Genomic DNA, 16932 nt, shown 5'->3' with positions numbered 1-16932 from the left:
GAGACTTGGAAACTATCTCATCAAATTAGTTCCCCCATAGAACCCCCTTGAGCCATCTGGCACACTTTTCTCTTTTTGTCAAATTTTATGTTAAGAAAGATGTGACTAATGGATAGCCTTAATAAGGGGGGTGCCGATAGGCGGGGGGAGCTAAAAGTTTTTAATGCCTACCTACTTATGTCTGTTGAAATTGAACGGAAGTTTCTGGTTAAAGGGGATTCTTGGCGATCGCTTGCGACTGGCAAGTTGTATCGTCAGGGATATATTCCTACCCAAGATGGATTGACAACTGTGCGAGTTCGTGTGGTTGGAGAGCGGGGTTATTTAACCATTAAAGGCAAGACTGAGGGCATTAGTCGTCAGGAATTCGAGTATGTAATTCCCCTAGAAGATGCGGCGCTCATGTTAGAAAACCTCTGTAAGAAACCTTTAATTGAAAAGATTCGTCATCGCATTTCTCTGGATAATTTAACTTGGGAAGTTGATGAATTTTGGGGGGATAATCAAGGTTTGATTATGGCTGAAATTGAGTTAGAACAAGAGGATCAAGTCATTACTATTCCCGATTGGATCGGCGAAGAAGTCACGGGAGATGAGCGATACTACAATATCAATTTACAGAAATTTCCCTATAAAATGTGGTGATTGTAGTATTAATTTACTCCCAGTTTAACTCTGGGTAGATAGGGCTTTTTCTGTTTCGTTTAGCTTATTCGTTACCCGTCGGAGAACGCCATTAATAAAGCGATAACCTTCATCATCAGAATAACGTTTGGCTAATTCGATCGCCTCATTGATTGCTACTTTTTGAGGTATATCCAGATAGAGCATTTCTGCCACGGCAATTTGCAGGATATCCCGATCGATTCTTGGTAAACGATGTAGTTGCCAATCCACTAAAGCACCGGTTAATTCCTGTTCGATTTCCGCACGACGACGATAGACTGTACCGATTAATTCTAGGGCATATTCCCGCACTTCGTACTGACTAGATAACTGGACAATTTCGGGAAAATCTATCACGGTTCCTAAACGATTAATGGCATTGTGGGTAAGAGAAATTGCTTCTTTTACCATGGTTTGGGCGCTTTTTAGATTTGTTGCCTTAGTATCACTAGCGAGAATCCGTTCATTACCACGACTAATTTCAGCGGCAGCGGTTTCTAAGGTTTCTTGAATTTCGACGGTTAAGGTTCTAACTGCAACTAAAATTAAATCGTTTAAAGTTTGCTGTTCTAGGTTTTCAGGATTGCCTTTAATCTGACTTAAACTCAAAAGGGCAAGTTCTCGAGCAATGCGACGGGGTTGTTGACGGGGAGGCATAGAAATTTAGAAGGAGAGGAAAGAGAATTATACAACTTTATCGATCGCTATCCGGTTGGGTTAATTTTTCTCGGCGATCAATTCTTGACTAACATCTATTTTAGCATAAAAGCTGCCAAGATTTAACTTTTCAAGTTTTAATTAGACAAAAGACAATATCTATCTTGAATCTCCCCTAATTTAGTCTCAGCTTCTTGAGCATTAATGGCTAATTGGGCAAACTCTAGAAAGCGTTTTAATTCCTTGCGTAATAAATTCCTTTCTACTTCCCAGGTTTCTCGATCTAAGGTGGGTGGCATAACGATCATATCAAATAAAGTGGCCTGTTTTTTATCGGGATGGGGGCGCAATATTCGCCCGCGACGCTGAATAAATTGTCGAGGATTACCACTACTAGCCAGAATGACTGCGTTTTGAATTGATGGCAGATCTACTCCCTCATCTAAACATCTAATTGCCACTAATCCTTGCAGATAACCCTCCTCAAATTGTTGGCGAATTTTTTCTCGTTCTTCTAGGGAAGTTTCTGCGGTGTAGATAGCAACTCGATAACCTAATTGATTGCCTAACAAATGAGTAACTGCCTCTACCTGACGACGATAATTAGCAGTGTAATTTTCCAGATAACCATCCCCACAATAAAACAAAGTATGATCCGTATCTAAACGCTCTTGCATCAGTTGTTGTAAAGCCTGTAATTTATTACTTGCTGAACCAACTAATCGCGATCTTTGCATTAACAAAGCGGTGAGGTTTTCATTACCATTTAAATTACTATTTTTCTGCAAAGTCCAGCCGATTCTTTGGGTTAATTTTGCGTATAATAAAGCCTCATTATCGGTTAATTCAACCAATACTGGATAATAAAAATAACTGACTAAAGCTCCTTTTCTAATAGCATCACCTAGGGTAAATTCTGGTTGTAGAATTTGTCCAAAATATTCAAGAATAGCGTCGGTTCCTTCCTGATCAAAATATCTTTCAGGAGTGGCAGATAAAGCCAATCTTAGACCTAAAGAACGGGGTAATAATTCTTCTAATCGGGGGGAACCTAAATTATGGGCTTCATCACCAACGATTAAAGTTTTATCGGGAAAAAATTTTATTTGTGATTGAAACCCCTCGCTAATAAAAGTTGAGTTAGTAGTTAAAATAGTGACAAATTTTTGATTACCCGCTTGCACATTATATAATTCTGTGGATAGTTGACTTTGCCATGTATGGACACTTTCGTAGGCTAAAATCGGTTTAAGATTAAATTTTTCCGCTTCTCGTTGCCATTGATTGACTAGGTGACGATAGGGGCAAATTACTAATAATACTTGCAGTTCTATCGCTTCGTAAAGTTCCATGGCAATAGCTAAAGCAGTAATAGTTTTACCGCTGCCGGTGGCCATTTTTAAAGTTCCTCGTCCCCGATTACGAAACCAACTGATAATCGCTGTATTTTGGTAGTCTCTCAATTCTAAATTGGGAGGAATTCTAGGAATACCAGAGGGATTAACTCGATAGAATCCTCGCAATTCAGCAACTTGTCTGAGCTTGCGGGAATTAAGAAAATCTCTAGTTATTTTTTCCCAATCTATCCAGCAACTATTCATAGAACCTCTTGGAAAAATCAAAAATTGTTGTTAGGGTTAGGAGTCAGGATTCGGTCGTCAGGATTCGGTCGTCAGGAGATTGTTTTTATTTAGGGTTTGCTGTTCGCAAGAGGTTTATACTAAATCCTGTTTAAAAGGTATAGGGGAGCAGCGGAGCGCCGGAGCAGGGAGAAACAATCCATAGCTTGGGAGTTCATCACACTATTAAAAATAGTTTTTGTATAAGCTCAAAAATAGCAAAAAGCCAAAAAGCTAAAAGCTAAACGTTGCTACCTATACAATTGGGATGGACTAAAAAGACCATCCCACAGCTGTCAAACCACTCTTAACTGTTATCCTAGAAACCTAGGGAATGATTGAGATAATTTACCTGGTCGCTACTTCTTCTTTTTGGGGAGTATTTTGCCGAAGTTTTTCTTGATCTTTGCGACGTTTTTTAGCATAAAGTTGGATTGTCACCGCCATTAATACCACTAAAGCTACAATTAACCAAGTGGTCAAATCGAGGGGTAATTGATTTTTAAATACTGCCAAAAGGACAATAACTACCAATAACAGGGTTGGTGCTTCATTTAAGGCCCGAAATTGCTGTCCCGTCCAATTACATTCCCCTTTTTCTAGCTTTTTCATGATGCGACCACAGTAGAAATGATAGAGCAGTAAAAGAGCCACAAAGGATAATTTAATATGTAACCATCCCGATTTTAAAATTTCTGGTTCTGTGGAGATTAAACCGATCGCCATGGCCACGGTGACAATCATCCCAGGTGTGGTAATGATATTGTAGAGTCGCTTCTCCATGATCTCGTATTGCGCTTTCAGAATAGCTTGTGCGGGTTCGGTTTGTGTTGCTGCCTCCGCATGATAGACAAACAAACGTACCAAATAAAATAGTCCCGCAAACCAAACAACTACCCCAATCAGGTGAAATGCTTTAAACCAATAGTAAGCCATAGTCTATATTGTGATGTGAGTCCCGAATTAATTAGTCTAAGAGTTATCCATAGTTACTAATTCTGTACGCAAACGTCGCACTTTGAATCAGCTTTGTACGCTTTGACCCGTACAGGGCTAACTACAAGCCTCTCTATCGGATTCTTGCTAAATGCAACCTCTCCGACTACCTTTCTCCCTATATTTAATGAACCATTAATATCTGCTCCATAGAGATAACCTGACGAACTTCTAAACAATCCTCTTTTAACTCTCTTGCCCAAATATTTTTCTTGTTTGCCAATTGGTTCCAAATCTAAGAAACTACATTTAGACGTATAGCTTTCATTAGTCGTAATGACTTTTATTCCGACTAAAATTGCCTTGTAAGTTAGTTGTTCAATAAATCTTGAGTGAGGAATATTCACAAATGACTGATTATTTCTATCCCCAATATTAAGGTTTTGTTTCCAGCCTTGATTCTGACCAATAACTAAAAGGTTAATTTGATGAGCTAGTAATTTATCAATAATAGATCTACTAGCGGTGTGGAGGTAATAATCCACCTGGCAATTACGCTTTAAAGTTAAACCTTGTATTCTTTTACTGGTCTTCTGTAAACTGGGTAATTCCGATTTGAGTTTAGCTAGTGTCTTGTTGTATTTTTGATTGCATGATTTTAACGCTTTCCCACATAGTAAAGTTGGCTTAAATTCGGGAATATTAGAGGTGACAGCTGCTAGGTTATTTAATCCTAAATCAACAAAAGCATATCTTTCTCCCTCCTGACTTGGTGGGGATGGTTGTTCATAGACAATCTCTAGATAATAAGCGCCCGATTTAGGAATAATTCTGACCTCTAAGACTTCTTTTAAATTGGTTTTAAACTCTAAATTAGTTCCTGAGAGTTTGATTAAACCCTGCTTCAAGGCTTTTTTAGAGATGGCTTGATAGTTATAAGTTAAAACGTTTCTACCTTTTTTCTTATCTTTATAGCGTGGTAATTTCGGCTCTCCTGTAAATTTATTAGGCGATTTTTTGAATTGTTCTTCTGCTTTTTGATAGGATTTAAAAGTTTTTTCTACTTGCTTTAATACTAACTGGCTTACTTTAGCTGGTAACGCTTGATAATCTGCGCTTGTTTTCAAAGCATGGTGTAACTCAGTCATGGTTAGAAATGGCTGATGTGAAAAGAAAGCTTGACGGTTTAAATAGACAGCACAGTTATAGAGATTCTTTGATAAAAATGCCAACTTATCAAATGCTAAATAATTCTTTTTATTAAATTTGATTAGATGTCTTTGAACTAATTTCATGCTCTTCCTCCAAGCACTTAATTAAACATTCAGTTTTTCTTGTTCTTTGTCTTATCGAATACAGTCGAGCGCAAAATGAAGTGATTATGCTGACAAAATCTGGCATTAAATCATCTTTTCTTTCCTCGGCTAAATTGACTACTTCTATGTGTCGGTTTGTTTGGGCTAAAAGAACTTTTAAATAATTAAACCCTACTCTACTCAATCGGTCTTTATGTTCTACGACAATCAAGTTATAATCAGTTTGTTCTAGAAGTTTTAATAATAGCTTTCTCTGGTCATTAACCCCACTTCCTACTTCTTTAACTACTCTGACAATTTGATAGCCTTTCGCCGTACAATAAGCCTCTAATCTTTTCGCCTGAGTCTCCAAGTTAGATTTATTTTCTGAACTAGAAACTCTTGCATAAATAGCAACTTTATTTTCACGCACTGAACGGTCATCTTCAAAAATAATAATTGTTCCTGTGGGAAGACGTTCTCCTTGTAACTGCCCTCGATTCCACATCCTCCAAGCAGTGTCATAACTGATCCCCTTTTTCTTGGCATAATCTGATAGTTTCATTTGAACTGTAAGGTAAACTTGCACTAACCACAGTAGCAGTCGTTTGCTGTTATTTGCGTATATTTTTGACAAAACTTTACAATACTTTCCCAGACTATCCCTATACAAAAGTTTAGACGGAAAATAGGGGTTGCGGGTTAGGGAGCAGGGAGAGGGATGTGGGGTGTGGGGTGTAGGGTGTGGGGTGTAGGGAGCTTTTTCAGTAAACAATAAACTAAAAACTCACATCTGATAACTGATAACTGATAACTGATAACTGATAACTGATAACTGTCTCCTAACCCAATGTTGGACAAAGATAAGCAAAAATTATTGATTAACTCCAAAAACTTGAGAATATTTAAATTAACATTCCGCAATATTTACAAATTCTTAAGAATTAATTGAGAAAGATTTTTATTTAACAACGATGTTATGATGGTTACAGCGATTTTATGGAATTTCATAATGGCTTTTTCTGTGCTTTTTTGGGCAGCAACGGTTGAAACCCTTGCCACACCTAGAAGGTCATCCTAATTAAGACAGGTAAATGAGTCAATTTCACCCACAACGATGATCTTTTTTTTGTGTAGTTTTATTGCAAAAAAAAAGTTTTTTTGACAAAAAGCACAAAGTATGATGCGGCCTAGCGGATTTCTAGCTGCGAGTAGTTATTGGAGAGAAGGGAGTAGGGAAGTGGGGAGTGGGGAGAGAAAGTTCGAGCATTTGTACTAAAAATTCCAATACGCAGTTTAAATTCAGTACAGATTAGCTAATTATCTAAGAGCAAAGGTCGCAGAAAACCGCCATAATTCTCGTCATCTGTACCGATAAAGACTTCTATTTTACCTCTAGGAGATTCTCTGGTGGTCACCGCTTCCACTTTGGAGCCGTCGATTTCTGCAATTTTTTGGGGATTAGGGGCAATAATTAGGCTATTATCGGCTGTAACTTGACCAATACGGTAAACAGCACTTCTAAACACTCCCGCATTATCTGGCTCGTCAGCGGAAGCTATGTAGATATTACCTTGCTTATCTACGGCTAAATCGGAGATGAGGCGAATATTTTTACCACTACCAAAAGGACTCCGAAAAGTTACCGACTGAAATTCCCCGAATTTTAAGGGATTGAAGGAGATATCCGTCCAGCGAATCTTTGTACTCTCTTGACTATCGGCCCGTTCTGCGTAGATAAATAGATAACGATCGCCTTGCCGACTAACAGCGATCGCCTCTACATTTTCCACCGCAATCGGCCAATTTATTTGCTCAACTAGCTTGACTTTTTGCTGGTTATATGCTAGTAAAAACAGCCGTTGAAAAGGTTTTTTCTCGCCACTTTCAGCCAACAAAAACAAATTAGTTTCAGGGATAGAAGTAATACTTTCGAGATCGTTACTCAATCCCTCTGGATTTGGCCAATCTACCCTTAAAACCTGCCATAATAGGGGTTTTTCCTCTGTAGGTAGCTGTAAAAGACTCAGCCTTGGTTGAGATGGATCACTGTTTTTGCCCTTATTTTTGGCATCGTGAACCCCTAGAAAAATATCCGCTTCTACCCAAGCTAAACCACTGATAGTCGGGAGATAAGTCTCCAGTCGTCTCGATTGTTGGGCAAAAGAGACTTGCACGGCCGAAAAAAAGAAAACTAGCCCTAAAATACCCGAAAAAACAGTTTTTAGTAGGCCATTCTTCCTAAAAAATGCTCTATTATCTAACATATATCTCCTAACTCCTAATATCACTGATTAACTCCTCCACCACGCGATTTAAACCGACGGAATGGGAAGCTTTACATAAAATGCGATCACCAGAATCGATCACGTCCTTTAAACGATTAATTAAATCTGCGTGAGTTTGAAAACATTCGCAAGCGACCCCAGTAGCGGACTCAGCAATAAATTTAGCTTCTGGGTCATCTACCAAGACAAACAAGCGATCTATACCTAGTTTTTGCACCCTCTCACCCACTTGGCGATGTAATTGCTCCGAAAAAGACCCTAACTCCTTCATCGTGCCTAAAACAGCAATATGACGCTGACCGGGAGTAGCTTTTAGCAAATCTAAGGCCGCTAACATTGATTCTAGACCCGCGTTATAGGTTTCATCGAGGAGTAGGATATCTGGCTCTAATTGGTAACGTTTGGCCCGACCACTGGGTAAATTAACCTTAATTCCCTCTTGCAAAGAAGTCCAATCGATGCCTAAAATTTTCGCTACAGCCAAGGCTGCCATAAAATTTAAAGCATGATGACGACCGGATAAAGGTAAGTTAAAATCTAGTCCATTTACTCGTAAAGTAGTTAAATCCAGTAATTCCCCGACTATATCGCCGCCAGAGAAGCCATAGGTAATTGTTTCCCCCTGCCATACCCGTTTAGCTGTTTCGGTAAGTAAAGGGTGATCGTAGTTAAGAACAGCTATACTACTAGAAGGAGACTCGGCCAATAACTCACCCTTGGCCTCTGCGATCGCTGCTTCCGACCCTAAACGACCGATGTGAGCGGTTCCCACATTAGTAATCACTGCGATCGTTGGTTGGGCGATTTGAGCAAGCAGGGCAATTTCTCCCCGTCCCCGCATTCCCATCTCGATTACGGCACTATCGTGAGTTTCATCCAGTTCGAGGAGAGTTTTCGGCACTCCGATCTCATTGTTATAATTAGCCAAGGTTTTATGTACCTTTCCCCGGGTTGCTAATACGGAGGCGATTAATTCTTTAGTCGTGGTTTTCCCCACCGATCCTGTAATAGCAATCACGGGTATAGTAAATTGATTCCGCCACCAATGGGCTAATTGCTGATAGGTTTCTAGGGTATTCTGGACTAGGAATACAGGAATATTACTAGAGTAATTTACCGAAACTGGCTGATCGACAATCAATGTCGCCGCTCCTTTTTCGATAGCCATATCGATAAAATCATGACCATTAAAATTATCACCTTTTAAGGCCAAAAATGCTTGTCCTGACTCAATACTACGGCTATCAGTATTAATGCCAGATACTAAACTATCAGGACTAAAACTTATGTCACCATTATCTTGTAAGGACAATAATTGAGCTAGTTGATTGAGGGATAAATGACAGGCCATAGACAATAAAAATACTTAGGATTAACATACTCCCACCGTCAAGCTACGCTGTGACGGGGGATTCTTTCCACATCGCTGTTAGAAATTCCTTGTTCAACGAGACAACTTAGATTCTCAATGTCTCCACTGAAAATCCAGAGGTCGGACTCTCCCAAGGCGTTTGGGTCGGTTTCTGTTTGCCCAACAGTACCGTTGAGATGATTTCCCAAATATTGTAACCCTTTTTTAAGAATATTTATTGCTGCATTATGATCCCTATCTAAGATTGTTTTACAGTTAGGACATTGATGAGTTCTAGTGCTTAATGTTTTTTGAACTCTCGTACCACAAACTGAACAATCTTGAGTCGTGAAATGGGGAGGAACAGCAACACAAACAATCCGATAAATCTTGGCAAAATAATTCAACCATTCGGTGAATTGATACCAAGAAGCATCAGAAATCGACTTAGACAGCTTACGGTTTTTGACTAAGTTTCTTACCTTTAAAGCTTCATAGACTACCAGATCATTAGACTGGACTAACGCCAAAGCGTCTTTAATTGCTTTGTCTTTACGTTGTCTTGATACTTTCAGGTGAAGCCTAGCTACTTTTATCCGTTGCTTATGATAGTTTTTAGACTGTTTCTTTCCTTTACGGAATTTCTTAGATAATCGTCGTTGTGCTTTTTGAAGTCGTTTTTCTGACTTTCTTAAATAACGTGGATTCTCTACAGTATTACCTTGAGCATCGGTATAAAATTCCTTTAACCCTAAGTCAATTCCTGTTATTTGTCCCGTCGGTTTATGGTATTCTTGCCGTTCTACGTCAATCAGAAACTGGCAATAATAACCGTCAGCACGTCTAACAACTCTTACCCGTTTAATCTGTTGCTCTGAATAATAAACTAATGTCTTTTGACTACACCATAAATCAAATTCTCCTGCTTTAAAGCCATCGGTAAATCTGATTTTACGTCGATTATCAGATAGTTTGTAGCCCGTTAGTTTATACTCAACCGAACGGCTATGCTTTTTGAACCGAGGAAAACCCTTTTTCCCAAGTATCTTAGCATGACAATTCTGGTAAAACCTAGTAATTGATTGCCAGGCTCTATCAGCAGCCGATTGACGAGCTTGAGAGTTTAATTTATTAACCCAAGGGGTCTCTTTATTATTAGCTAGTACCGCACAAAGTTTTTAGAGATCATTGCGGGTTGTTCCTTTATTTTCTATCCAATAACGAACACAAGAGTTACGCACAAACTGAGAAGTTTTGATAGCTTCATCAAGCTGGTGATATTGCTCTGGGGTTCCGTTTTTTAGCTTTGCTTCTACGACTAGCATCTAACAATCCACGACCATTGGTTAAATTAATTATAACACAGTTTACCTACAGATGGTAGAATTAAACCGATGCTCCGCGGTTGATATTCTGGTCGGATTTCATCGGGAGCAAAGGTGAGTATCTTGTCGAAAAATGTAGCGGGGGCATTCATCCGACATTTTAGGTAAATTCCGAATTATCTAGAAGATGGATTTAGGTTTAAATGTGACTTAGATCACATACAATCGGGGTTTCCTTTCGCTAACTTAATTAGCAGGGTACGCTGCCTAAATTTTTAGTAATCTGGGCATAGTCCGCAAGCTTGGCCGGGTAAGCCAAGGGGAATTTTCCCAAACTTGCCAAGCTAAAAGGGATCGACTCGATCAGTACAATGACCCAAAATAGGGGCATCCTCAGAAGGGAGCATCTACTATCTAATCACAATTGACCCCTTTATGGTCATAGCCCTAAAATCCATCCGCTTACTGATTTAGGAGGGCTGAATCAAATAACCATGGCTAGTCTAAACACTGGACAAAGACAAACAAGAGACGAAGAACAGCTACTATACGATTATTGGCTCGACCGCGCCAGGACCAATTCCCCCGAGCAATTAATCGAGAATTTTCGTCGTCTGTTTATCGAAGGTGGCGGTTATCAAGAAGCTCCTATTTATTTAGCCCTAGAGCGTCTTGTCAAGGCCAAAGATCCCGAAATTCGTTTTTATTATTTCTTTAACCGCTGCTGTCATATTTTAATGAATCGATGGCAAACGCAGCCCGCCCATCAGCCAGCAATTCCCGAATTGGTATCGCTGCTGGAAAATTTGCCCTCCCCACCTCCCGGACATTACAGCAGCCCCAATAATTTGCGCCATCTGGTCAAAAATTTTACCCTCTCGGATGACTACGTTAGGATGCAGCGTCTGGCGAGAATTATTAGCGGCCAATACAGCGAAAAAACCGCCGCTTCCCTAGGAACCCTGATTAATCGTTATCCCTATCTCTATGATTACTATTTACTCGGTGATGACAGTCCCCGAGAACAGCGACAAACCGTTAGACGTATTAAGGTGAAAACCGAGAGCCGTTTCGAGGTAAATCTCTCTCGTTATGTCACCTATCAGGTACGTTTGGCACAGGTTGCTCATAGCCCAAAAATCAGGGAAGAAGCGGGGAGAATCATTCAACCAGTGGAAAATCCCACCCTGCTCAATGATAAGGAGCTAAATCGCACCCTCAAGTATTATCTGGGGACGGTAGCAGGAAATTATACTTATAAGTATCTTTCGCAAAATTTTCTGGCGAATACAGTTTATACCCGTACCTATAAAGATTTTAAAAATGATCTCTACGATTATCTAATTACCTCCTTAGACTACGGCAAGGGGCAATTTCACCAAAAACTCGACGATATCCTGCAAAATACTCTACCCCACTGCGATCAACAAAAACCGAGTGAATTTCTCATGCTGCGTACTTCTAGCCAACTGTTAAATTATCTGGTGGTGGAAAGCGGCCAAAAACCCGATCATTACATTTTTATGGATATGATCACCAATATGGGGGTAACTCGGACTGTGGGGTTATTGCTCAAGTTGATTTTGATCTGTCCCAAGGCAAAACCCCACTTAGATAAACGTTTTTCGATTCTATTTAACCACTACGAGAGTTATTCTCGCGAGCGGGTGCCTTGGTTGGTTAAATCCCTAGAAAATCTGCAAGTAGCTTTTAGTATTCATTTCGGTCAAGCTGATTTGTCCTGTCTCCGTCAAATCCAGTGATGGGAAGTGGGGAAGTGGGAAGTAGGAAGTGGGAAATGGGGAGATGGGGTGTGGGGTGTGGGGTGTGGGGTGTGGGGTGTGGGGTGTGGGGAGAATAAATAAAATAATCTCCTATCTCCTGACTCCTATCTCCTGACTCCTATCTCCTATCTCCTGACTCCTATCTCCTATCTCCTATCTCCTGACTCCTGACTCCTGAATCCTGAATCCTGAATCCTGAATCCTGACTCCTGACTCCGTCAAATCGATTAAAAAGTTAAGTAATCTCAACTTCTAGCCAATGCTGACCCGGAGCTAGGGGATAATTAAACCATCGTCATTTAGGCTGCGTTTATCCGTGAAAATTATCGTTATCGGCAGTGGTGGTCGAGAACACGCCTTGGCTTGGAAACTGCTGCAATCGCCCGAGGTAGAACAAGTGTTCTGTATTCCAGGTAATGGGGGAACGGCAATTTTACCTCAATGTGAAAATATCCCCATAGCAATGGAGGATTTTGCCGAAATTAGCCGCTTTGCCCGAGAAAATTGCGTCGATCTGGTGGTTGTCGGGCCAGAATATCCCCTCTCCCTCGGCATTACCGATCATCTTCTCGGCCAAGAAATTGCCGTTTTTGGCCCCACACAAACCGGGGCCTTAATTGAATCGAGCAAATCCTGGGCAAAAGAATTAATGAGCGAAGCAGCAGTTATCACCGCCGTCTCGGAAACCTTTACCGATGCAGAATTAGCAAAAACTTATATCCGAGAGCAAGGAGCGCCAATTGTGGTGAAAGCTGACGGATTAGCCGCAGGAAAAGGGGTAATTGTCGCCGAAACCGTAGATACGGCCCTAGAAGCGATCGATGATCTTTTTACCAGTGGCTTTACTAAAGTCGTGGTGGAAGAATTCCTAGAGGGAGAAGAAGTGTCTATCCTCACCCTCACCGATGGGATCAGCTTTCGTTCCCTGCTACCCGCCCAAGATCACAAGCGGATCGGTGAAGGCGATACCGGCAAAAATACCGGCGGTATGGGAGTTTATGCCCCCGCACCCATAGCCACCGCCGCCATTATCGAAGCGGTAAACCGAGACATCCTCGCCCCCATCGTCGCCACCCTACAAAAACGCGGCATTGACTATCGGGGAGTCCTCTACGCGGGTTTAATGATTTCCCCCGCCGGAGAGCCAAAAGTTCTCGAATTTAACTGTCGTTTTGGCGATCCCGAAACCCAAGCGGTTTTACCCCTACTGGAAACTCCCCTGGCACCGCTACTGCTGGCTTGCGCTCAACAAAAATTAACTGATTTCCCCTCTTTACAATGGCGATCCGGTAGTGCCGTTTGTGTGGTGGCCGCGTCTGCCGGTTATCCCGACCACTACGAAAAAGGCCAGTTAATCACTGGAATTAAGGCAGCTGAAACCGCGGGAGCGATCGTTTTCCACGCCGGCACGGTTTTAAAACACGGCGATATCTTCACCGATGGCGGCCGCGTCTTGGGTGTCACGGCTATGGGAGCTAATTTTAATCAGGCGATCGAACTTGCCTATCAATCGGTGAAAAGGATACACTTTCAGGGCATCTATTATCGTCGTGATATCGGCCACCGGGTAAGGGAAAAATAAGGTTTTGAGGATTAATTTATGAGCCAATTTCCCTTTTTTTCCGCATCTCTCACCGCTAATCCTCACCTGATGCCAAACCTCTTTCTAGGGCAATCCCTGACAAAAGCGCATCTGATTTGTCAAAAAACCAGTAACTATTGATAAAATCATGAAACTGAATCGCCCAACCAAATTGCCATCCCTATGCGAATTTTGCTCTATTCTTATAACTATTATCCCGAACCGATCGGCATCGCTCCCCTGATGACAGAATTAGCGGAAGGATTGGTTAAAAGAGGTCATCAAGTCAGAGTTTTAACCGCTTTTCCTTGGTATCCTAATAGTGAAATCGATCCCGAATACCGAGGAAAAATCTATCTAGAAGAAGAACTAAATGGTGTTAAAATTCAACGTTCCTACGTCTGGGCGCGTCCCCAAAGAAGTTTAAAAAATCGAATTTTCTTTGAATTGAGCTTTGTTTTTTTGAGTTTCTTTCAGGCTCTCAAGGGTGAAAAACCCGATCTAATTTTCTTAACTGTCCCCGGATTACCCGTTTGCGTTCCCGCCGCTTTATTGAGTAAATTATATGGGATACCGATTATTCTAAATTTACAGGATATTTTGCCCGATGCGGCAGTTCATGTGGGATTATTAACTAATGAGAAAATGATTAAAGTTTTTAGTCGTCTCGAAAAATTTGCCTATCAAAATGCCAGCAAAATCTCGGTTATTGCCGATGGTTTTACCAAAAATCTCCTAACTAAAAATGTGCCGAGTCAGAAAATTATTGAAATTCCTAATTGGGTGGATGTAAGCTTTATTAAACCTCTGCCGAAAACCAATAATTATTTTCGCCAAGAAAATCATCTTGAGGGCAAATTTGTTGTTTTATATTCTGGCAATATTGCCCTAACCCAACCCCTAGAAACCCTGATCGATGCTGCAGTTTACTTAGTTGACATCCCTGAGATTAAAGTGGTAATTGTTGGTAAAAAAGAAGCACTCGATCGCCTAGAAAAGTATCGCCAACAACAGGGGGCTAGTAATGTGCTTTTATTGCCCTTTCAACCCCGGGAAAAATTACCAGAAATGTTAGCAGCCGCCGATGTGGGTATGGTGATGCAAAAACATAACGTTATTTCCTTTAATATGCCGTCCAAAATTCAGCTATTATTAGCTAGTGGTCGTGCTATTATTGCTTCTGTTCCCGCCGATGGAACCGCCGCTAGGGCGATCGAGCGTAGTGGTGGTGGTTTGGTGGTTACTCCTGAAGATCCAGAGGCATTAGCTACAGCCATTTTAAAGCTATATAAAAACCCAGATTTAGCAACTATACTAGGAGAAAAAGGACGACAATACGCAGAGGAAAATTATGCCTTTGAAAAGACTTTGGATCAATACGAAAAGCTTTTTTCTCAAGTAGTTAGTTAATAGACCTCTTGTAAAAATCAAAAATTGTTGTTAGGGTTAGGAGTCAGTAGCCAGTAGTCAGTAGTCAGGAGAATTAAGAAGGAGCAATAATCAGTTAAATGGTCTATTTACAGACTTTATGCCATTTAATCCTTATTTTTGCCGTTTTTGAACCCTGAAAAATTAATTATGCAAGAGGTTTAATAATTAGGGAATGGGGGAATTCAACTAAAACCCCAACACCCTAAAACCCTAAAACCCTAAAACCCTAAAAGCCCATCAGCTAACCTCTAACTCCCACTTAACTATTTTCATGTTTGATAATTTCTCAAAAAAACTCCCCTGGCAAAGTCTCAAACAAGCGATCGCTTTTGTCTTAACAATTATTGCCTTAACTCCAGTAGTTACAGCTTTAATTTCTAGTGTTAATCAGCCCCAAATCCAATCTAATCTTCAACTATATCAAACCAATCTCAATCTACAAGTCACGACTCTAAGCAGCGATGCTGATCCTAATAGCGAGGAATTTGCTAATCTTAAATTAATTCAAACTTCCCTGATCGGTGAAGCTCCTTATACTACTGCTGAGGAACAGTATTTATCCGCCCAGAAAAGTGCCAAAAAAACAATCACCGAACTAAAAAAATCAGCAGTTAATCCCGAACAAAAAAAATCCCTTGAGCGGGAAATCAATTCCCTAAAGGATTTAGAACTGAAATTAAGTCTCATTCAAGCTAGTCAAGGTGACTTGGATTCGGCACGGCAAATCTGGCAAGATATCAAGGAAAAATCAGAATTTAAGAACTATAAGCCTGCTATTTTGCGAAATGCGCTGCTGTTAGAGGGATTGTACAGTGACCCCCCCCAAATTGCTGCCGATGCTGAAGCGAGAATCGAGCGCAATTTTCAAGGATGGTTTCGTTATACCATTCTGGAAAAATTATATAGTCTCGAAAATCGTCAAGAGGATTTACTCGCTTTAGAGGAAGAACAGAGTGAAGTGGCGGCTAATGCGTTAATTAAACTAATTTTATTGGCTTTTTTGCCTCTTATCGGCGGTTTAATCGGTGTTGTGCTGTTGATCTTTTTATTAGTGCAGTGGCTGCTCCGTCAACAGCGATCGCTGCTCTTTTTAGATGATAGTCTCGCTTGGCAAACTAAGTGGGGAGGAGAAACCCTCTGGTGGGGAATAATTATCGGTTTCTTTTTCGTCGGACAAATTGTTTTACCAGTAATTTTCGGGATTTTATCGAGTTCCTTGAGTCTCAATCCCGAAAAATTTAACCTAGAAGCTAAAGCAATATACGTTGTAGTTAGTTATTTAGCTTTAACAGTGAGCAGTTTATCGGTTTTATATCTAGCGATCAAGCCTTTTCGCCCTTTACCTCCCGATTGGTTTCGTTTTAAACTCTTTAGTCCTTGGTTTCTCTGGGGATTAGCCGGCTATGTCGTCGCTTTACCCCTGGTTATTATCGTTTCTTTGCTCAATCAACTAATTTGGCAAGGACAAGGGGGTAGTAACCCGCTGCTGACTTTAGCCCTAGAATCCCAGAATACCTTCGCTTTAATCTGTTTTGGCTTTACTGCTTCCCTTGCCGCTCCTTTTTTCGAGGAAATTGTCTTTCGCGGTTTTTTACTAGCTTCTTTGACTCGTTATCTGCCTGTTTGGGGTGCGATTGCGCTTAGTAGTTTGATTTTTGCCCTTGCTCACCAAAATTTGTCAGAAGTGCTGCCTTTAACCGTCCTAGGTTGTGTTCTTGGCTTTGTTTACACCCGCTCGAAAAATTTATTATCCTCGATGTTGGTTCATAGTCTCTGGAATGGTGGCACCCTGTTAAGTTTATTTTTATTGGGCAGCGGTGCGGGTTAGGTGAAGTCTCTGGTTTTCGGGGTAGCCTAGAGTTGACATCCTCGCCGCCCTAAAAGTGCGGCGATTCCTAAACCTCACGATTTAAGTTTCTGCTTCCACCACCGTCGCATACCACAGTTAAAAAACCATGTACTGTCTTACACAGAGTCCACAGACTTTCGCCCCATTTC

At 40.8% G+C, this 16932-nt stretch carries 15 protein-coding genes and 1 pseudogene; 6 read left to right on the top strand and 10 right to left on the bottom strand.

What is annotated here, in order from left to right; translation table 11 throughout:
* The first annotated feature begins 177 nt into the window (after positions 1 to 177).
* Entirely contained in the window at positions 178 to 645 is a 468-nt protein-coding gene (locus O9290_RS16350; RefSeq protein ID WP_002758447.1) for a CYTH domain-containing protein, read from the top strand.
* Between the two features lie 24 nt (positions 646 to 669).
* Here O9290_RS16350 and nusB read toward each other — a convergent pair whose 3' ends face one another.
* The 10 genes and pseudogenes from nusB to O9290_RS16300 form a co-directional block, all read right to left on the bottom strand.
* Positions 670 to 1323 (bottom strand): transcription antitermination factor NusB, encoded by a 654-nt coding sequence (gene nusB / locus O9290_RS16345; RefSeq protein WP_002758446.1) that lies wholly within the window; start codon positions 1321 to 1323, stop codon positions 670 to 672.
* A 137-nt stretch (positions 1324 to 1460) separates the two neighbouring features.
* The gene (locus O9290_RS16340; protein WP_002758445.1) at positions 1461 to 2924 is read right to left on the bottom strand and encodes a DNA phosphorothioation system restriction enzyme; all 1464 of its coding nucleotides are present in this window, start codon (positions 2922 to 2924) and stop codon (positions 1461 to 1463) included.
* Positions 2925 to 3290: 366 nt separating this feature from the next.
* Entirely contained in the window at positions 3291 to 3878 is a 588-nt protein-coding gene (gene hemJ, locus O9290_RS16335; RefSeq protein WP_002747974.1) for a protoporphyrinogen oxidase HemJ, read from the bottom strand.
* 56 nt (positions 3879 to 3934) lie between these two features.
* On the bottom strand, positions 3935 to 5173 hold the full coding sequence (locus tag O9290_RS16330; RefSeq protein WP_002758430.1) for an RNA-guided endonuclease InsQ/TnpB family protein: 1239 nt from the start codon (positions 5171 to 5173) through the stop codon (positions 3935 to 3937).
* Positions 5139 to 5738 (bottom strand): IS607 family transposase, encoded by a 600-nt coding sequence (locus tag O9290_RS16325; protein ID WP_002758429.1) that lies wholly within the window; start codon positions 5736 to 5738, stop codon positions 5139 to 5141. The genes O9290_RS16330 and O9290_RS16325 overlap by 35 nt, the downstream gene beginning before the upstream one ends.
* A 137-nt stretch (positions 5739 to 5875) precedes the next feature.
* Complete coding sequence (locus tag O9290_RS16320; RefSeq protein WP_071825005.1) at positions 5876 to 6097, bottom strand: hypothetical protein; 222 nt, start codon at positions 6095 to 6097, stop codon at positions 5876 to 5878.
* Positions 6098 to 6489: 392 nt separating this feature from the next.
* Entirely contained in the window at positions 6490 to 7440 is a 951-nt protein-coding gene (locus O9290_RS16315) for a hypothetical protein (RefSeq protein WP_002758428.1), read from the bottom strand.
* A gap of 7 nt (positions 7441 to 7447) precedes the next feature.
* The gene (locus O9290_RS16310) at positions 7448 to 8812 is read right to left on the bottom strand and encodes a UDP-N-acetylmuramoyl-tripeptide--D-alanyl-D-alanine ligase (RefSeq protein ID WP_288059566.1); all 1365 of its coding nucleotides are present in this window, start codon (positions 8810 to 8812) and stop codon (positions 7448 to 7450) included.
* 38 nt (positions 8813 to 8850) lie between these two features.
* Positions 8851 to 10137, bottom strand: a pseudogene (locus O9290_RS16305) (RNA-guided endonuclease InsQ/TnpB family protein).
* A 26-nt stretch (positions 10138 to 10163) separates the two neighbouring features.
* Positions 10164 to 10289: a hypothetical protein gene (locus O9290_RS16300; protein WP_288059569.1), complete on the bottom strand. Its 126-nt coding sequence runs from the start codon at positions 10287 to 10289 to the stop codon at positions 10164 to 10166.
* A 342-nt stretch (positions 10290 to 10631) separates the two neighbouring features.
* Between O9290_RS16300 and O9290_RS16295 the strand changes: the two genes are divergently transcribed.
* The 5 genes from O9290_RS16295 (at position 10632) to O9290_RS16275 (ending at position 16762) form a co-directional block, all read left to right on the top strand.
* Positions 10632 to 11900 carry a Sll1247 family protein gene (locus tag O9290_RS16295; RefSeq protein ID WP_288059571.1) on the top strand — a complete coding sequence of 423 codons (1269 nt, stop codon included), beginning with the start codon at positions 10632 to 10634 and terminating at the stop codon, positions 11898 to 11900.
* Positions 11901 to 12237: 337 nt separating this feature from the next.
* Positions 12238 to 13503 carry a phosphoribosylamine--glycine ligase gene (gene purD, locus O9290_RS16290; RefSeq protein WP_002758420.1) on the top strand — a complete coding sequence of 422 codons (1266 nt, stop codon included), beginning with the start codon at positions 12238 to 12240 and terminating at the stop codon, positions 13501 to 13503.
* A gap of 18 nt (positions 13504 to 13521) precedes the next feature.
* Positions 13522 to 13644 carry a hypothetical protein gene (locus tag O9290_RS16285; RefSeq protein WP_256378301.1) on the top strand — a complete coding sequence of 41 codons (123 nt, stop codon included), beginning with the start codon at positions 13522 to 13524 and terminating at the stop codon, positions 13642 to 13644.
* Positions 13645 to 13686: 42 nt separating this feature from the next.
* The gene (locus O9290_RS16280; protein WP_288059573.1) at positions 13687 to 14913 is read left to right on the top strand and encodes a glycosyltransferase family 4 protein; all 1227 of its coding nucleotides are present in this window, start codon (positions 13687 to 13689) and stop codon (positions 14911 to 14913) included.
* Positions 14914 to 15205: 292 nt separating this feature from the next.
* Entirely contained in the window at positions 15206 to 16762 is a 1557-nt protein-coding gene (locus tag O9290_RS16275; protein ID WP_288059575.1) for a CPBP family intramembrane glutamic endopeptidase, read from the top strand.
* The last annotated feature ends 170 nt before the right edge of the window (positions 16763 to 16932 follow it).

This window comes from Microcystis sp. LE19-41.2A (genome assembly GCF_027530405.1).
GTDB lineage: Bacteria > Cyanobacteriota > Cyanobacteriia > Cyanobacteriales > Microcystaceae > Microcystis > Microcystis aeruginosa.
The sequence above is the reverse complement of the archived record's forward strand: the minus strand, read 5'-3'. Positions and strand labels throughout refer to the sequence as shown.